This is a genomic window from Robbsia betulipollinis (genome assembly GCF_026624755.1).
GTDB lineage: Bacteria > Pseudomonadota > Gammaproteobacteria > Burkholderiales > Burkholderiaceae > Robbsia > Robbsia betulipollinis.
Genome location: NZ_JAPMXC010000010.1, coordinates 236,654 through 252,975, shown reverse-complemented (window position 1 = coordinate 252,975; position 16,322 = coordinate 236,654). Strand labels below are relative to the sequence as shown.

At 68.4% G+C, this 16,322-nt stretch carries 14 protein-coding genes; 4 read left to right on the top strand and 10 right to left on the bottom strand.

All coding sequences use genetic code 11. From position 1 onward, the window contains the following. Positions 1-3: 3 nt before the first annotated feature. The 6 genes from OVY01_RS18935 to OVY01_RS18910 all read right to left on the bottom strand — a co-directional run bounded on the left by OVY01_RS18935 (position 4) and on the right by OVY01_RS18910 (position 7,583). Positions 4-1,206, bottom strand: coding sequence for a nitrate/nitrite transporter (locus tag OVY01_RS18935; protein ID WP_267849128.1), 1,203 nt, complete (start codon positions 1,204-1,206; stop codon positions 4-6). Positions 1,207-1,689: 483 nt separating this feature from the next. Then, complete coding sequence (locus OVY01_RS18930; RefSeq protein WP_267849127.1) at positions 1,690-2,958, bottom strand: CmpA/NrtA family ABC transporter substrate-binding protein; 1,269 nt, start codon at positions 2,956-2,958, stop codon at positions 1,690-1,692. A 10-nt stretch (positions 2,959-2,968) separates the two neighbouring features. Beyond that, positions 2,969-3,544 carry an ANTAR domain-containing response regulator gene (locus OVY01_RS18925; protein ID WP_267849126.1) on the bottom strand — a complete coding sequence of 192 codons (576 nt, stop codon included), beginning with the start codon at positions 3,542-3,544 and terminating at the stop codon, positions 2,969-2,971. A gap of 132 nt (positions 3,545-3,676) precedes the next feature. Further along, positions 3,677-4,765: an alpha/beta fold hydrolase gene (locus tag OVY01_RS18920; protein WP_267849125.1), complete on the bottom strand. Its 1,089-nt coding sequence runs from the start codon at positions 4,763-4,765 to the stop codon at positions 3,677-3,679. Positions 4,766-4,769: 4 nt separating this feature from the next. After that, on the bottom strand, positions 4,770-5,546 hold the full coding sequence (gene otnI, locus OVY01_RS18915) for a 2-oxo-tetronate isomerase (protein WP_267849124.1): 777 nt from the start codon (positions 5,544-5,546) through the stop codon (positions 4,770-4,772). Between the two features lie 210 nt (positions 5,547-5,756). Next, positions 5,757-7,583 (bottom strand): peptidoglycan D,D-transpeptidase FtsI family protein, encoded by a 1,827-nt coding sequence (locus tag OVY01_RS18910; RefSeq protein WP_267849123.1) that lies wholly within the window; start codon positions 7,581-7,583, stop codon positions 5,757-5,759. A gap of 277 nt (positions 7,584-7,860) precedes the next feature. On the opposite strand from OVY01_RS18910, the gene OVY01_RS18905 reads away from it, so the two are divergent. Then, on the top strand, positions 7,861-8,664 hold the full coding sequence (locus tag OVY01_RS18905) for a glucose 1-dehydrogenase (RefSeq protein ID WP_267849122.1): 804 nt from the start codon (positions 7,861-7,863) through the stop codon (positions 8,662-8,664). A gap of 4 nt (positions 8,665-8,668) precedes the next feature. Continuing rightward, a complete protein-coding gene (locus tag OVY01_RS18900; RefSeq protein WP_267849121.1) occupies positions 8,669-10,612 on the top strand; it encodes a glycoside hydrolase family 15 protein in 1,944 nt (647 codons plus the stop codon). A 122-nt stretch (positions 10,613-10,734) separates the two neighbouring features. On the opposite strand, the gene hemF is transcribed toward OVY01_RS18900, so the two are convergent. The 4 genes from hemF to OVY01_RS18880 all read right to left on the bottom strand — a co-directional run bounded on the left by hemF (position 10,735) and on the right by OVY01_RS18880 (position 14,668). After that, positions 10,735-11,706 (bottom strand): oxygen-dependent coproporphyrinogen oxidase, encoded by a 972-nt coding sequence (hemF, locus tag OVY01_RS18895; RefSeq protein WP_267849120.1) that lies wholly within the window; start codon positions 11,704-11,706, stop codon positions 10,735-10,737. 44 nt (positions 11,707-11,750) lie between these two features. Further along, positions 11,751-12,311: a spermidine synthase gene (locus tag OVY01_RS18890; RefSeq protein WP_267849119.1), complete on the bottom strand. Its 561-nt coding sequence runs from the start codon at positions 12,309-12,311 to the stop codon at positions 11,751-11,753. A 340-nt stretch (positions 12,312-12,651) separates the two neighbouring features. Beyond that, positions 12,652-13,302 carry a response regulator gene (locus OVY01_RS18885; protein ID WP_267849118.1) on the bottom strand — a complete coding sequence of 217 codons (651 nt, stop codon included), beginning with the start codon at positions 13,300-13,302 and terminating at the stop codon, positions 12,652-12,654. A gap of 1 nt (position 13,303) precedes the next feature. Beyond that, on the bottom strand, positions 13,304-14,668 hold the full coding sequence (locus OVY01_RS18880; RefSeq protein ID WP_267849117.1) for a PAS domain-containing sensor histidine kinase: 1,365 nt from the start codon (positions 14,666-14,668) through the stop codon (positions 13,304-13,306). A 169-nt stretch (positions 14,669-14,837) separates the two neighbouring features. On the opposite strand from OVY01_RS18880, the gene OVY01_RS18875 reads away from it, so the two are divergent. Then, positions 14,838-15,617, top strand: coding sequence for a helix-turn-helix domain-containing protein (locus tag OVY01_RS18875; protein ID WP_267849116.1), 780 nt, complete (start codon positions 14,838-14,840; stop codon positions 15,615-15,617). A 100-nt stretch (positions 15,618-15,717) separates the two neighbouring features. Next, entirely contained in the window at positions 15,718-16,320 is a 603-nt protein-coding gene (locus OVY01_RS18870) for an OmpW/AlkL family protein (protein ID WP_267849115.1), read from the top strand. Positions 16,321-16,322: the final 2 nt, after the last annotated feature.

Here is a 16,322-nt window from a genome sequence, read left to right as displayed (position 1 = left end):
ATGTCAGACGCGCGTGGCCGCCATGCCCCAATTGCTGCGCCATTGCGTGGTGACGCTGCGCAGCCCCATCCAGGCGACCACGCACAGCGCGGCGAAGACCCACAGCCCCGCCGCATACCCGCCCGTGGCCTGCTTGATCGCGCCCAGACCGGCGGCCAGCGCGAAGCCGCCCACGCCGCCGGCCATGCCGACGAGCCCCGTCATCAAGCCGATGTCGGCGCCGAAGCGCTGCGGCACGAGCTGGAACACCGCGCCGTTGCCGGCGCCCAGACACAACATCGCGGCGACGAACAGGGCCAGCGCGAGGGCCGGGCCGCCCAAACCGAGTCCGGCCGCGGCGATCAGCACCGCGCACGCCAGATACACCACCAGCAACGAACGGGTGCCGCCGATACGATCGGCGATCACGCCGCCGATCGGCCGCATCACCGAGCCGGCGAACACGCAGCCCGCGGTGCTCCAGCCCGCCAGCTTCGGTCCGAAGCCGAACTGGTCGTGGAAATAGCCCGGCAGGGCGCTGGCGAAGCCGGAAAAACCGCCGAAGGTGATCGCGTACAGGCCCATGAACACCCATGCATCCTTCGACGCCAGGATGCGCCGGTAATCGACCATCGATTTCTTTTTCGCGGCACCGGGGGCATCCTTGGCGCAGATCCAGTAGACGAGCAGTGCGAGGACCATCGGCAGCGCGGCCAGGCCGAAGACCGCGCGCCAGCCAAAGGCGACGGCCAGCACCGGCGCGAACAGCGCGGCGAACACGGTGCCCGAATTGCCCGCGCCGGCGATGCCCATCGCGGTGCCCTGGTGCTCGGGCGGATACCAGCGCGACGCCAGCGGCAACGCCACGGCGAACGAGGCCCCCGCGACGCCGAGAAACAGGCCCAGCAGCAAGGCCTGCGGCAGCGAATGCACGCCAAGACGCCAGGCCGCGATGAGCGCCGCGATCACCACCACCTGGGCGACCAGCCCCGAGCGCTTCGGACCGATGCGATCGACCAGCGCGCCCATGCCCAGCCGCAGGATCGCCCCGGCGAGGATCGGCGTGGCGACCATCAGGCCGCGTTGCTGGGCGCTGAGATGCAGGTCCTGCGCGATCTGGATCTGCAAGGGGCCGAGCAGATACCAGATCATGAAACTCATGTCGAAATACAGGAATGCACTGAACAAGGTGGGCGTATGCCCAGACTGCCAGAAACCGCGCCGCATGATGTCCTCGCCTAGGGAGAATTCGTCGCCCGAAAACAAAAACGGCGTTCGCCTCGCTCCGATATGGCCGGAACGGAGCGAACGCCGTTGTTCGTGCGGCAACCCATCGTCGTTGATGCGCTGCCGCGAAGCGGGCACCGCGCCGTTGCGGCCCCACGAGGACTATGCAATGGTCGTGCCGGTTTGTCGCGTGCGGGAGATATATTGCATTTTCGAAGGGACTTTCGGAGTGCAATGCCTTTGTTTATCGACAGGGAAGGCGCATTTCGGCGACATGGCCGCGACGCCGCCGCCGCCCGGGACGCGCAACGGGAACCGTGCGACGAACCGCCTTGGTGCACGCGCGCACTGTTGCCGTACGCAGTCTGGCGCCACCGCGGTGCGATAGGGCCCCGATGCCGCGCGAACACGGTGCACGCGGGCACGATTGCCGACCGCCGCTGATCGCTGATCGCCAGCGACCCTGGCCGGTCTCGCCGGGTCTTATGCCGGCGCGCCCGATCCGTCCCAGTCCCACGGCGCGCTGCCATCCCAGCGGCGGCCGTCCATCAGCACGCTCGCGCGGGCGTCGCGCGCGGGCGTCGCGACCCCGAGGCGGCCGGCGGCCTCGCGGTAGAGCGCGGTCCTGCACAGCGTCGCCGCAACCGCCGCATAGTCGCAGGGCACGCTCAGCATGCCCCAGCGGCGGTATTGCGTCATGAACCAGACCGCATCCGACACGTACGGAAAATTGACCGCGCCGTCGCCGAAGAAGCGCAACGGCCGGGCCACGTGCAGGGCCGGCCAGCGTGGCGGCGCAACGCCTGCCGTTACGCCGCCCGCCGTATGGCGATAGTCGCCGCACAGGCGCCCGGCGATCAGCGCGTACGGCGCATCGATCCAGCCCGGCCGCGCCAGCAGTTCGGCCGCGACGCGGCGCTCGGCGGGGGCGTCGAGCCGCCGGCACGCGTCGAGCAAGGCGGTCACCAGCGCGCGTGCCGCATGCGGATGCGTGTCGACGAAGCGCCGTGTGGTCGCCACCACCTTCTCCGGATGATCGGGCCAGACCGCGTCGGTGGTGGCCACGGTCACGCCCGCGCCGCCCGCCTCGGCCTGCGCGCTCCACGGCTCGCCCGCGCAGAAGCCGTCGAGTTCCCCGATTCCCATGCTCGCGGCCATCTGCTGCGGCGGGATCACGACGCTGTCGATCGCGCGCAGCGGATCGATGCCCTGCGCCGCGAGCCAGTAATACAGCCACATCGCATGGGTGCCGGTGGGAAACGTGTGGGCGAACACGGGCCGCCCGTCGGGTCCGGGACGCGCGCCGGCGTGCAGCGCGCGCGCCAGTGCGCCAGCCTCGCCTACCCCGCCGGACGCCGTCCAGCGCGCGGCCAGCGCGCGCGATAGCGTGATCGCCTGCCCGTTCTGGTTGAGCGTCATCAGCACCGCCATCGGATGCCGCGGGCCGCCGATGCCCAGCTCGACCCCGATGGGCAGCCCGGCGAGCGCGTGCGCCGCATCCAGTTCGCCGGACAGCAACTTGTCGCGCACCGCTGCCCAGGAAGGCTGGCGGCACAGTTCGATTTCGATGCCGTGCCGCCGGTCCAGGCCGCGTTCGACCGCCAGCACCAGGGGCGCGCAATCGCTGAGCGGCACGAAGCCGACGCGCAGCACGCGTTTTTCCGGGGCGTCGCTGCCGCTGGCATGCGCCGCGGGCACGGCGGGCACGGCGCGGGCGTTGGAGGAATCCGGAGCGTCGGGAAGGTCGGTCATGGCAAGGTCGTCAACTGAGGAGGTCCGACACCGCGATGAGCTGGCGGGCGATGTCGGCGATCGTCAGGCCCTGCTGCATCGCCTTGTTGCGCATCAGCTCGAACGCCGCGTCCTCGGTCAGCCCCCGGCGCGCCATGACGATGCCTTTGGCGCGCTCGATCAGCTTGCGGTCCGCGAGCCGTTGCTCCGCGTCGGCCAGCCGCTGCCGCAGGCGCGACTCCTCGTCGAAGCGCGCGCGCGCCACTTCGAGGATCGGCGCCAGGCGCTCGGGGGCGAGCCCGTCGACCACGTAGGCGGTCACCCCGGCGCTCACCGCCGCGCGGATGATCGCCGCATTGCCCGTGCCGGAAAACATCACGACCGGCCGCGGCGCGGCCGAGTTCATGGCCGCCAGTTGTTCGAGCGTGTCCCGGGCGGGCGATTCGGTATCGATGATGACCACGTCCGGGCGTTCGGTCTCGACGGCGCGCAGCAGCGCGCGCGCCGACGCCACCTCGGCGATGACGTCATAGCCGGCGCGTTGCAGCGCGTCGCGCATGCCGGCGATCGAGCGGTCCGTATCGACCGCGAGGAGAACCCTGAGCATGATGTGTGGAGGAGATTCGGGCCGGCGTTTCACGCCTCATCCTACCTCGCCAGAATCGTGTCGGGATGCGGTAATTTCGCGACAGCGCGCCGCGACGGCCGCGCGACGGCCGTCGCGGCGCACCGGAAGGCGTCATGCCTTCTGCAGCGTGTCGCGCAGCGCGGCGCTGGCCGCGAACAACGCCTTCTCGATGCCGGGCTCGAAGGTCCAGTGGCCCGCGGCGTCGACGATTTTCACCGTCGCTCCGGGCCAGGCGCGGGCCAGCGACAGGGCCTGCTCGGCCGGGCAGACCATATCGAAACGGCCATGGACGATGTGGCAGGGATGGTCCTGGAGCGCGGACAGGCGACCGAGAAAGTCCGGCGCCGGCAGTTCGTGCGCCATGTAGTGATGCTCGAGCAGGGCCATCGAGACCGCGCGCCGTTGTCCTTCGAGCGGATCGGGCGGCACGGCCGCACCGCCCGCCGGCGTGCCGGCCGTGCCGGCCGGCGCCGTGGCGGCGGGCGTGGACGGCGCGGCGACGCCGGGAGGCGCGGCGACATCGCCCGGCGCCGCGCCCGCGGCGAGCACCACGGGCGCGGCCGGCATGGGCTGCACCGACGACAGCTTGGCCTCGAAACCGGACCAGGCGCGCGCCAGCGCGATTCCCGCGGCATCGTAGCGGGCGAGCGGCGCGGCTGCCAGCGCGAGCACTTCGTCGCGGTCGCGCGGCCGGCTGCCGCTCGCGCGTTCGATCGCGTCGAGGAAGGCGGCGTGCGCCTCGGGGAAAATGCGGCGCACGTCCCAGATGAACCAGTCGATATCCTGCTGCCGCGCGAGGAAGATGCCGCGCAGCAGAAAACCGGTACAACGCTGCGGATGCGCGATGCCGTATGCGAGCGCCAGCGTCGTGCCCCACGAGCCGCCGAACAGCGCCCACCGTTCGACGCCCAGCGCGGTGCGCAGTTTCTCGATATCGCCGACGAGGTCGTTCAGCGTATTGCACGCGGTCTTGCCGAACGGCGTCGAGCGGCCGCAACCGCGCTGGTCGAAGAACACGACGCGCCATTGCGCGGGGTCGAAGAACTTGCCCCAGCTCGGGTTGTGCGCGCCGCCCGGGCCGCCATGCACGACCAGCATCACCGGCGCGGCCGGATCGCCGTGCGCGCGCCAGTAGAGCGCATGCCCGTCGCCGACGTCGAGCAGGCCGTCTTCGAAATGGGGAGGCAGGGTATCCGTCATGGCATCACTCCCATGCCCGCAGCCAGCCCAGCCCCTCGCTGGTCTTGCCGCGCGGGCGGTACTCCGCGCCCACCCAGCCGTGGTAGCCCAGTTCGTCGACGAGCTTCATCAGGTAGGCGAAATTGACCTCGCCTTCGTCCGGCTCGTGCCGGTCCGGTACGCTGGCGATCTGGATGTGGCCCACGCTTTCGATGTACTGCCGCAGCGTCGTGGCGAGATCGCCTTCGGTGATCTGGCAGTGATAGAAGTCGAACTGCACTTTCAGATTGGTCGCGCCCACTTCGCGGCAGATCGCGTGCGCCTCGTCCTGACGGTTCAGGAAGAACCCTGGGATGTCGCGCACGTTGATCGGTTCGATGACGATCGTCAGGCCGAGCGGCGCGGCCTGCTGCGCCGCGTAGGCGAGATTTTCGAGATAGACCGCGCGATGCGCGGCGCGGTCCGCGCCCGGCTCCAGCAGGCCGGCCATCACATGCAGGCGGCTGTTGCCCAGCGCCGAGGAATATTCGAGCGCGGTATCCAGGCTGCGCTTGAACTCGTCCTGGCGCCCGGGTAGCGACGCGATGCCCCGCTCGCCGGCCGACCAGTCGCCCGGCGGCGCGTTGAACAGGGCCACGTTAAGGCCCGAGTCGTTTTTCTTCAACGCGACTTCCGCGATCGAAAATTCGTAGGGAAACAGGAACTCGACGCCTTTGAAGCCATCGTCGACGGCCGGGAAAAAGCGGTCCAGGAAGGCGTACTCCTGGTACATCATTGACAGGTTGGCGGCGAAACGGGGCATGGTCCTCTCCTAATCCGGCGCGCGGGGCCGCTCGCCGGTGGGGCGCGCGGGACCGGCCGGCCTGCGGGTTGTCTTCTACGATGGCGGGATGCGCCGATCGGATAATCGGCATCTTGCGCGAATCTTACCGAGTGTGCCAGTTTCGCGGGGGAAATGCCCGGCAAGTCCTGCGCATGCGGGACGTCACGAGGGGAAATCGGGTGCCGGCGTTCACATCGCGGACGAGTCAGGCGGTACATAGTCCGGCGCCACATTGCTCAACCGCAGGGTCTCCCCCATGATCCGCGAGAACACCGGCGCGGCCACCGCGCCGCCACCGCGTGTGCCGCCCGTGGGATCGTCGATCATCACCGCCACGACGAAGCGTGGCGCGCCCACCGGCGCGATGCCGACCGCCGTCGCCAGATAACGCCGCTGCGCGTACACACCGCCGTCGATCTTGCGCGTGGTGCCGGTCTTGACGCCCACGCGGTAATGCGCGACCCGCCCCTGCCGCGCGGTGCCTCCCGGTTCCGTCACGCGCTCCAGCATGTGCCGCACCTGCCACGCGGTGCGCGGCGAGACGCCCTGGCCCGGGAAGGTGCCTGGCGCCGGCGCCATCGGGGCGGCGGCGGACGCACCGGACGCACCGGACGCACCGGACGCACCGGACATGCCGGACGCAGGGCCGACCAGCGACAGTGGCAGCGGCCGGCCCGTGGCGCCGAACATCGTATAGGCCCGCGCCAGTTGCAGCAGCGACACCGACGCCCCATACCCATAGGAGAGCGCCGCCTGATCGATGCCGCTCCACGCACGCACGTCCCGCAGCCGCCCGGCCGCCGCCCCCGGAAAACCGATGTCCGGCGCCTCGCCGAATCCCACCTGCCGCAGGGAGCGCCACATCTCCTCGCGGCTGCCGTGCTGCGTCATCCGCACCATTCCCACGTTGCTCGAACGCTGCACGATATCCTCGACCGACAGCGCCCGTTGTGGCGAGACGTCGCGCACCGTGAACTTGCCGAGTTGCAACCACCCCGGCGACACATCGAAAACCGTCTGCGGCGTGATCCGTCCGCTCTCCAGCGCGGTGGCGACATGAAGGGGCTTGATCGTCGAACCCGGCTCGAAGGTATCGGTCACGACGCGGTTGCGCACCGCGCCCGGCTGCCTGCCGCGCGGCGCGTTCGGATCGAAAGACGGCCAGTTCGCCAGCGCCAGGATCTCGCCATTCAACGCGTCGACCACGACCGCGCCGCCCGCCTGCGCGCCATGCTGCGCGACGGCCGAGCGCAATGCCGCGAACGCCATGTGCTGCAAACGTGCATCGATCGTCAGGTGCACGGGTTCGCCCGGGCGTGGCGCCTGGATCAACGCATCCTCGACGACATCACCCAACCGGTTGCGGATCACCATGCGCCGCCCCGGCCGGGGGCGCAGTCGCGCATCCTGCGAGGCTTCGATCCCTTCCTGCCCGTGTTCGTCGACGCCGGCGAAGCCCACTACCTGCGCCGACGCATCGCCGTCGGGATAGAAACGCTTCCATTCGTCGAAGGACCGCACCGCGGCGATGCCCAGCGCATCGATGCGGGCCGCCACGGCGAGCGGCACCTGCCGTTTCAGGTAAACGAAGGCGCGATCCCCCTGCAGGCGCGCCGCCACGTCCGCGACCGGCACGTCGAGCAGCCCGGCCAGCGCCGCCACCCTGTCGGCCGGGATCGGCCCGGGGAAGGCCGCCGGCATCGCGTAGACCGCGCGCAGCGGCCGGCTGATCGCCAGCAGGCGCCCGTTGCGGTCGAAGATCTCGCCGCGGGCCGCGGGGATGTCGATGATGCGCTCGAAACGCTTGCGCCCCTGCTCGGCATAGAATTTCCCGTTGATCAGCTGGACCCATGCCGCGCGTCCGAGCAGCGTCGCGAACGCCAGCAGCACGATGACCAGCAGCACGCGCGAACGCCAGGCCGGCAGCGTCGTGGCGCAACGCAGCATGGGCGACGTCGCATGGGCGCGGTAACGGGACGGCCGGGATGGCGTCTGCGGGAGCGGCTTTCTGTGCATGGGGCGGGCCGGAGGACGAGAAGCCGATCATCCCGGATTGCCGATCATTCGCCATCGGACAAATCCTAATATTTGCGTGCCACACGCCGTGTCTTCGCATCCGCTACAGTAGTTCCTACACGTTGCGTAGGACGCACCGGACGGCACCCCGCCTTTCTCGCGCGTCACCGCGAACCGACACGGCGGGTGGCATGATTGCTGCATCCTGCCAGGGACTTGCCGCCCTGCAGGGTGGCGCTCCGCTATCCATACCAGTAAACAGCAAGGAAAAAGCGCGATGCAAAACAAACTGACGGGACAGACTGCGTTGGTGACGGGCGCCAGTTCGGGGATCGGTACCGGCGTGGCGCTGGCGCTGGCCCGCGCGGGCGCGGCGGTGGCGATCAACTACCACTCGAACAGCCAGAGCGCCGACGAAGTCGTCGCCGAGATCACCGCGGGCGGCGGCCGCGCGGTCGCGCTGCAGGCCGACGTCGGCCAGCCGGAAGACGTCGCGCGGCTGTTCGAGAAGACCCGCGACGCGCTGGGCGATATCGATATCGTCATCGCCAACTCCGGCATCCAGCGCGACGCCGCGGTGGTGGACATGACGATCGAGCAGTGGCGCGCGGTCCTGGAGACCAATCTGACCGGCCAGTTCCTGACCGCGCAGGCGGCGATCCGTGAATTCCTGCGCCGCGGCCCGCGTCCGGAGGTCTCGCGCGCGCTCGGCAAGATCATCTGCATGAGTTCGGTGCACGAAGTGATTCCCTGGGCCGGTCACGTCAACTACGCCGCCACCAAGGGCGGCATCGCGATGCTGATGCGCTCGCTCGCGCAGGAAGTCGCGCCCCACAAGATCCGGATCAACGCGATCGCGCCGGGCGCGATCCGCACGCCGATCAACAAGGACGCCTGGTCGACGCCCGAGGCGCTCGAAAAACTGATGAAGCTGGTGCCGTACAAGCGCATCGGCGAAGCGGAAGACATCGGCAATGCGGCGGTCTGGCTGGCCTCGGACGACAGCGACTATGTCGTGGGCACGACGTTGTTCGTCGACGGCGGCATGACCCTGTACCCGGGCTTCGAAGACAATGGCTGACCCGATGCCCGATCCCGGCGCCGCCGGCACTGCCAGAACGGAACGGCCCGGGCAGACCCGTGCCGAGCGCCACCCCGACGCCAGCGCGATCGGCAAGCACGGCGTCATCGGCAATATGCGCACCGTCGCGCTCGTCAACACGGCGGCGGCGGTCGATTTCATGTGCTTTCCGGCCTTCGACTCGCCGACGATCTTCGCCGCGCAGCTCGACCCCGAGCGCGGCGGCGCGTTCTCGATCACGCCCGAGCTGACCGATGCCCGGGTCAAGCAGGTCTACGTGCCCGACACGAACGTGCTGCTCACGCGCTTCATGTCCGTCGAAGGCGTCGTCGAGATCACCGATTTCATGCCGATCACGCGCACGGCGGAAAACGATCCGAACCGGCTGATACGGCTCATCACGGTCGTGCGGGGAACCGTCGGCCTGGTGGTACGCTGCGCGCCGCGCTTCGACTACGCACGCACGCCGCACCAGGCGCGCATGCTCGGCGCACGGTCGGTCGCGTTCACACCCGATCGCGCCGCCGCAGCCGCTCGCGACGCGCCCACCGCTGCCGCCGCACCCGCGGTCCAGCCGGTGATGCAACTCTTCGCCTCCGTGGCGCTGACCCTCGAAGCAGGCGATGCGGTGGCCCGCTTCACGCTCGGTCACAAGGAAAGCGCCACGTTCATCCTGGGGCCGGGCGCCGCGGGCGAGGATCTCTGCGCGCCCTCCGAGGCGGCGCTCGATACGGACCCCTGCCTGAACGCAACCATCGCGCACTGGCGCGAATGGAGCGCGCGCTCGACCTACCGCGGCCGCTACCGCGAGATGGTCAACCGTTCCGCGCTGCTGCTCAAGCTTCTGAGTTCACGCGAGCATGGCGCGATCATCGCCGCGCCCACCTTCGGCCTGCCGGAAACCGCCGATGGCGCGCGCCGCTGGGATTACCGCTATGTCTGGATCCGCGACGCGGCGTTTTCGGTCTACGCCCTGCTGCGGCTCGGTCATGTCGACGAAGCATCGGCTTTCGTCGCCTGGACCGGACGGCGCACCGAAGATCCCGCCTTCGACGGGCGGATCAACCTGGTCTACGCGATCGATGGCGAATGCCCCGCGACCGAGGTCGCGCTGCCTTCGCTCGCCGACGGCCATGCGCGCCAGCCGCCCTTGATCGGCAACGCCGCCGCCACACAGTTGCAGTTCGACATCTACGGCGCCTTGATGGACGCGGTCTACCTGTACAACAAATACGGTACCGCGACGTCGTACAAAGGCTGGCAGCATATCGTCAAGATCGTCGACTACGTGGCCGCGCACTGGCGCGAGCCCGACGCCGGCATCTGGGAATTCCGGGACGCGCAGCGCGAACTGCTGCACTCGCGCCTGATGTGCTGGGTCAGCATCGACCGCGCGCTGCGGCTGGCCGGCAAGCGCTCGCTGCCTTGCCCCACCGAGCGCTGGACGCAGGTCCGCAGCGAGATCCACCAGGATATCTTCGATCATTTCTGGAACGAGGATCTGCAGGCCTTCGTGCAATCGAAGGGCAGCGACCGGCTCGACGCCGCGGCGCTGATGATGCCGCTGGTCAAATTCATCGCGCCGAAAGACCCGCGCTGGCTGTCGACGCTGGAAGCCATCGGCCGGCATCTGGTCGACGACCCGCTGGTGTACCGTTATCCGCCGGACGGCAAGGACGGCCTGGACGGCGAGGAAGGCAGTTTCACGGCCTGCAGCTTCTGGTACGCGGAGGCGCTGGTGCGCGCCGGACGCGTCGACGAGGGCCGGCTGGTGTTCGAGAAGATGCTTGGGTATGCAAACCACCTGGGTCTGTATTCCGAGGAGATCTCCGCCGCCGGCGACCCGCTCGGGAATTTTCCGCAGGGCCTGCCGCATCTCGCGCTGATCAGCGCCGCGTACAAGCTCGACAAAGTGCTGGATCGCGACGCCACGCCCTGGAGCGACTAGCGCGCCTGCATTTGCCCGCCGTGGTCGCCGCGCGGGCCGGGGCCACAAAGCGGGCGCGTCGGGCACCCCTTTACCCCTCCTCTTTAACCCGTCTCTTTACCCCGTCCCTTTAAAACGCCCCCTTAAACCGCCGCCACCTCGGTTTCGCGGCACGCATCCCGGTATGCCAGCCAGTCGCGCGGCGCGAGGAAATCGGTATGGAGGCGCGCCTCGGCGCTGCCGGGCTGCGGCGTCCAATCGTACCGCCAGCTCGCCAGCGGCGGCATCGACATCAGGATCGCCTCGGTGCGGCCGCCGGTCTTCAGGCCGAAGTGGGTGCCGCGGTCGTGCACCAGGTTGAACTCGACATAGCGGCCCCGGCGGTACGACTGGAACGCCCGTTCCCGTTCGCCGTAGCGGTTCGCGCGACGACGCGCGATGATCGGCAGGTAGGCGTCGATGAAGGCATCGCCCACCGCGCGCGTCATCGCGAAGCTCGCGTCGAAACCGGCTTCGGAAAAATCGTCGTAGAAAATACCGCCCACGCCCCGCGCCTCGCCGCGGTGCGGCAGGAAGAAATACTCGTCGCACCAGAGCTTGAAACCCGCGTACAGATCGTCGCCGAAGGGGGCGAGCGCGTCCGCGCAGGCCCGATGGAAATGCGCTGCGTCGCGCTCGAAACCGTAGATCGGCGTCAGGTCCATGCCGCCGCCGAACCAGAAGACCGCCTGCTCGCCGCTGCCCGGGCGCGGCAGCGCGACGAACAGGCGAACGTTCATATGCGTGGTGGGGCAATAAGGATTGCGCGGGTGCAACACCATCGACACGCCCAGTGCCTCGAACGGCCGGCCGGCGAGCTGCGCGCGCGACGCGGTCGCCGACGCCGGCAGCGCATCGCCGCGCACGTGCGAGAAATTGCAGCCGCCGCGCTCGAACACACCGCCCGACTCGATCACGCAACTGACGCCGTCGCCACGCAGCCGCGCGTCGTCGGCATTGCGCCAGACATCGCGCCGGAAAGGCGTGCCGTCGCACGTTTCCAGCGCGGCCACGATACGGGTTTGCAAGGCGAGCAGATAGGCGCGCACGGCGGGGAGGTCGATCACGGCGTTCATGGTCTGGGGGCGCGGGAAGCGCGGTCGAGAGGCAGGTTCCCAGTCTAGCGGGACCGCCATCGCGCCTTTTTGATCTGGATCAACATCCCGGCGCGCCCGGCCGGGCCGTGCGAACGATCGCGACATGGCGTCGTGCGGTGGGCCGATCGCAAACGACGTCGCCGCGGGCATCGCCAGCGGCATCGAGCGGTATCAAACGCCGTTCCGTTCGCGCTCGCCCAATCCGAGGAGGGGCGGAAAACGTTGACGGTCATGATGCCATCGGGGCTCAGCTTGCGATGGCGGGCTTTATAAAAGTCGGGCGTATGAAACGCCGCCACGACTTGGTCGCCTTCCATGAAGCCATCCGACACGATCAAATCACAGCTGCCATCGTCCTCGTGCACACACGCCGCGGCGTCCTGGACGACCACGCGCAGCCTCTCGTCGTCGCCGGGCAACTGGAAATGCGAGCGCGCCGGATCGACCACGACCGGATCGATCTCCACGGCGACGATATTCACCGAAGGAAAATGGCGATGCAGAAATTTCGCCTGCCGTCCTCCGCCGAGACCGATCAGGAGCACCTCCCGCGGCGACGCGAAAAATACGAGCGGTTGCAGCATCACCTTGACGTACGGGAGGTCGAGCGTGCCGGGTTGAGGGGGTCCATGACGCTGAGGTTGCAGGTTTCGTTGTCCGCCATTCGGAGTACCTTGTGCTGCCCCTGCTCCACGACCCGGTATTTTCCAATCTCGATGGTATTCGTTGATGCTCCGTTGCGGGTGACGACGACTCGAAAGGCAGGATTGCCGATGAGACGAACACGAACGATCTTCTGATCGCGGCGGTTTACGAGCCGTCGTCGCCTGGCAGGCAGGCGACATCCGAAGAGAATGCTTCCGCGGCGAACGAAAACGAAAACCGGAGCCATGCGATGTGCCTGGCGCGGCGTGCCGTCAGGCCTCAACCGCCGTCCGAGTCGAACAGTGCGTGCTTCACCGCGTAGCGGATCAAGGCCGCATCGCTGCCCATCCGCATTTTTTCGAGCAACCGCGCCTTGTAGGTGCTGACCGTTTTCGGGCTCACGCTCAGCGCCACCGCGATCTGCGCAAGCGACTCGCCGTCGACGATCCGCCGGTAGACGTCGAGCTCCCGGTCGGACAGCGATTCCGGACGGGCGCCGTCCTCGCCGGCGGGCCGCGTCAGCGCCCGCGCCAGATTCTCGGCCATCGCCGTGCTCACATACACATGTCCCGCGGCGATCCGGTGCACCGCGTTGACGAGTTCGGCCGAGGCGCTCTCTTTCGTCAGATAGCCGGACGCTCCCGCCTTGAAGGCGCGCACCGCGTACTGCTGTTCGGCGTGCATCGTCAGCACCAGCACCTTGAGCCCGGGACGCAGCAATGCGATCTTGCGGATCAGGTCGAGACCGTTGCCACCCGGCATCGACAGATCGAGCAGCAGCACGTCCGCGTGCTCGCGCTCCACCAGCGCCATCACGCCGGCGGCGTCGGCCGCTTCGCCGACGACATCGAAGCCCTCGGCCTTGCGCAGAATGTGATGCAGACCGTCGCGCACCAGCGCGTGGTCGTCGGCGATCAGGATGCGCACCATGCTAGGTCCTCGTCTGGTCTGAAGCGGAACCGGTCGGCGCGGCGCGGCTGGCCCGGTCGCCGTCATCCGTCCGGGGGGCGGTGTCAGGGCGCGATGCCGGTTGCGCCGCGGCATGCTCGATCGTCGCGATCGGCAAGGTCGCCGTGACCACGAAACCTCCGCCCGCGGGACTGTCGAACACGATGTCGCCGCCCAGCAAACGGGCGCGCTCGCGCATGCCGATCAGGCCGAACGACTGGCGCACGGCAGGCGCGGCAGGAGCGGCAGGCGCGGCAGGAGCGGCAGGAGCGGCCCGGCGCGGCGCCGGGGTGCCGCCCACGCCGTTGTCCGCGATCCGCACGACGTAGGCCGCCCCCTCGCGGATCAGGCTGACCGTGGCGCGCGTCGCATTCGCATGCCGCACGACATTCGTCAGCGCTTCCTGCACGATGCGGAAAATCGCCGTGGACGCATCGAGATTCATTCGCACCGCAACGCCCTCATCCTCCAGCCGCACGACGATGCCGTGACGCGTGCGCCACTCGTGCGCCAGCCATTCGACCGCCGCGACCAGCCCCAGATCGTCGAGCATGACCGGGCGCAGATCCGCGGCGATACCGCGCACGGCCGTCACCGTGTCGTCGAGCAGACGCTGCATCGCCTGCGTGCGCGCGCGCCAGTCGCCCTTCGCGTCCCGCTCGTCGAGTTCGCTCTCCAGCCGCGAGACGTCCATCTTCAACGCGGTCAGGCGCTGTCCCAGATCGTCGTGCAGCTCGCGCGCGATCCGGGCTTTTTCCGCCTCGCGCGCGGTCTGGATGCTGGCCGACAATTCGCGCAGCTCGTTGCGCGAAGCCTTCAGTTCCGCATCCGCCCGCAGCCGGGCGGTGATGTCGCGCATCATCACCGTGTACAGGCGCGACCCGCCATCGACGAATTGCGAGATCGACGCCTCGATCGGAAACTCTTCCCCGTCGGCGCGCAGGCCGAACAGCGGCCGCTGCGGACCCATCTGCCGCTCGGAAATACCGGTGACACCGAACTGCCGGACCTGCTGCCCATGCGCCGCGCGGTAGCGCGCCGGAATGAAGCGCGCCAGCGACGTGCCGATCGCGTCGCCGGCCGCGCACCGCAGCAGTTTCTCCGCCATCGGGTTGAACAGCAGGATGGTCTGCGCGTCGTCCACCGTGATGATGGCCTCGGTGGCGAAACGGATAATGCCTTCGAGCCGGCGCTGCGCCGCGAGGCCCGGAACCGAAGCCGCCGGGCCGGATGCACCGGCACCCGATGCACCCGATGCACCCAATGCACCCAATGCACCCGATGCACCCGATGCACCCGATGCACCCGCATCCGGCGCGGCGGCTTCATATCTCGAAATTTCTGGCATGGATGAGGTCGGCGGAATGGGAGCAGACCGATGATAGCAGCCGCGCCGGCACGCGCAGGCGTGCCACGTGCGCTGTAGGGAAACCCCGACAAACCGGGCCGCGCTTTCCTTACCGCAATTCCATCCAACCCTGATTGGCGCCGCGCGCGCGCGCGCGGATACTGCGGGCATGAGCTCTTCGACCTTTTCCCTTTCGGACGCGGGCGCCGCATGCCCCGGCGATGCACGCCCCTGCGCCACCTCCGCCGCCGACCTGCCGACCGAGCAATCCGGGCGCTGCTCCAGCTGCGCGATGCGCAACATCTGCATGCCCGCCGGACTCGACGCGCAGGCGTATGCCCGGCTCGACGAAGTGATCTGCACCTCGCGGCGCGTCGCCCGCGGCGATTCCCTGTTTCGCGCCGGTACGCCGTTTCACAGCATCTACGCGGTGCGGGTCGGTTCGTTCAAGACCGTGGTCGCGCATCCGGACGGACGGCAGCAGGTCACCCGTTTCGATCTCGCCGGGGATGCGCTGGGTCTCGACGGCATTCATGACGACCGCCATACCTGCGACGCGATCGCCCTCGAGGACAGCGTCGTCTGCATCATTCCGTTTCATCGGCTCGAAACCCTGTGCAGCGAAGTGCGCGCGATGCAGCGCCACCTGCACAAGATGATGAGCGGCGAAATCGTTCGCGAGTCCGGCCTGATGATGCAGCTGGGCAATATGCGCGCGGATGAACGCGTCGCGGCGTTCCTGCTCAATATCTCGCAACGCATGAAGGCGCGCGGCTACTCGCCCACCGAATTCAACCTGCGCATGACGCGCGACGAACTCGGCAGCTATCTGGGCATGAAGCTCGAAACGGTGAGCCGGATGTTTTCGCGCTTCCAGCGCGAGGCATTGATCGACGCCCGCGGCCGTCTGGTGCGCATCCTGGACCTGGAGCGCCTGAAAGCGGTCTGAAGGATCGCTTGTTGATCCCGATCAATACCGCCCCCCCGGCCTTGTCCGATGATGATCTCGTTTTACACAATCGAGAATGTCTCGTTCGAGGGCAAAAAAAATGAAGCAGTGGAAAATTGCCGTGGCCGCGCTGGGCCTGATGGCAAGTTCGGTCGCCATGGCGGCGCAAGGCGACATCATCGCGCGCGTGCGCGCCCTCAGCATCCAGCCTGACGTATCGACGAGCAACACCCTGTCCACGCTGGGCGTCGACGTCAATCCGGCGATCGTCCCGGAAGTCGATTTCACCTACATGATCCGCGACCATATCGGCATCGAGCTGATCGCCGGCACCGCGCGTCACACCGTCACCTCCAACATCGGTGAGCTGGGCCGCATCAGCCACCTGCCGCCCACGCTGACGCTGCAATACCATTTCACGCCGGCCGCGAAGCTGCGCCCGTACGTGGGCGCCGGCCTCAACTACACGCTGTTCTACGACGACAAGCTTTCCGCGGGCGGCGCCGACATCGCCGTCAAGAACCACAGTTTCGGCCCGGCCCTGCAGGTCGGCCTCGATTACCAGGTCAGCAAGCGGATCTTCGTCAACGTCGACTTGAAGAAACTCTGGATCAAGACCGATGCGACGATGGGCGGCGCGCCGCTCGGCACGCTGAAGATCAACCCCTGGATCATCGGCGTCGGCGTGGGCACCACGTTCTGAAA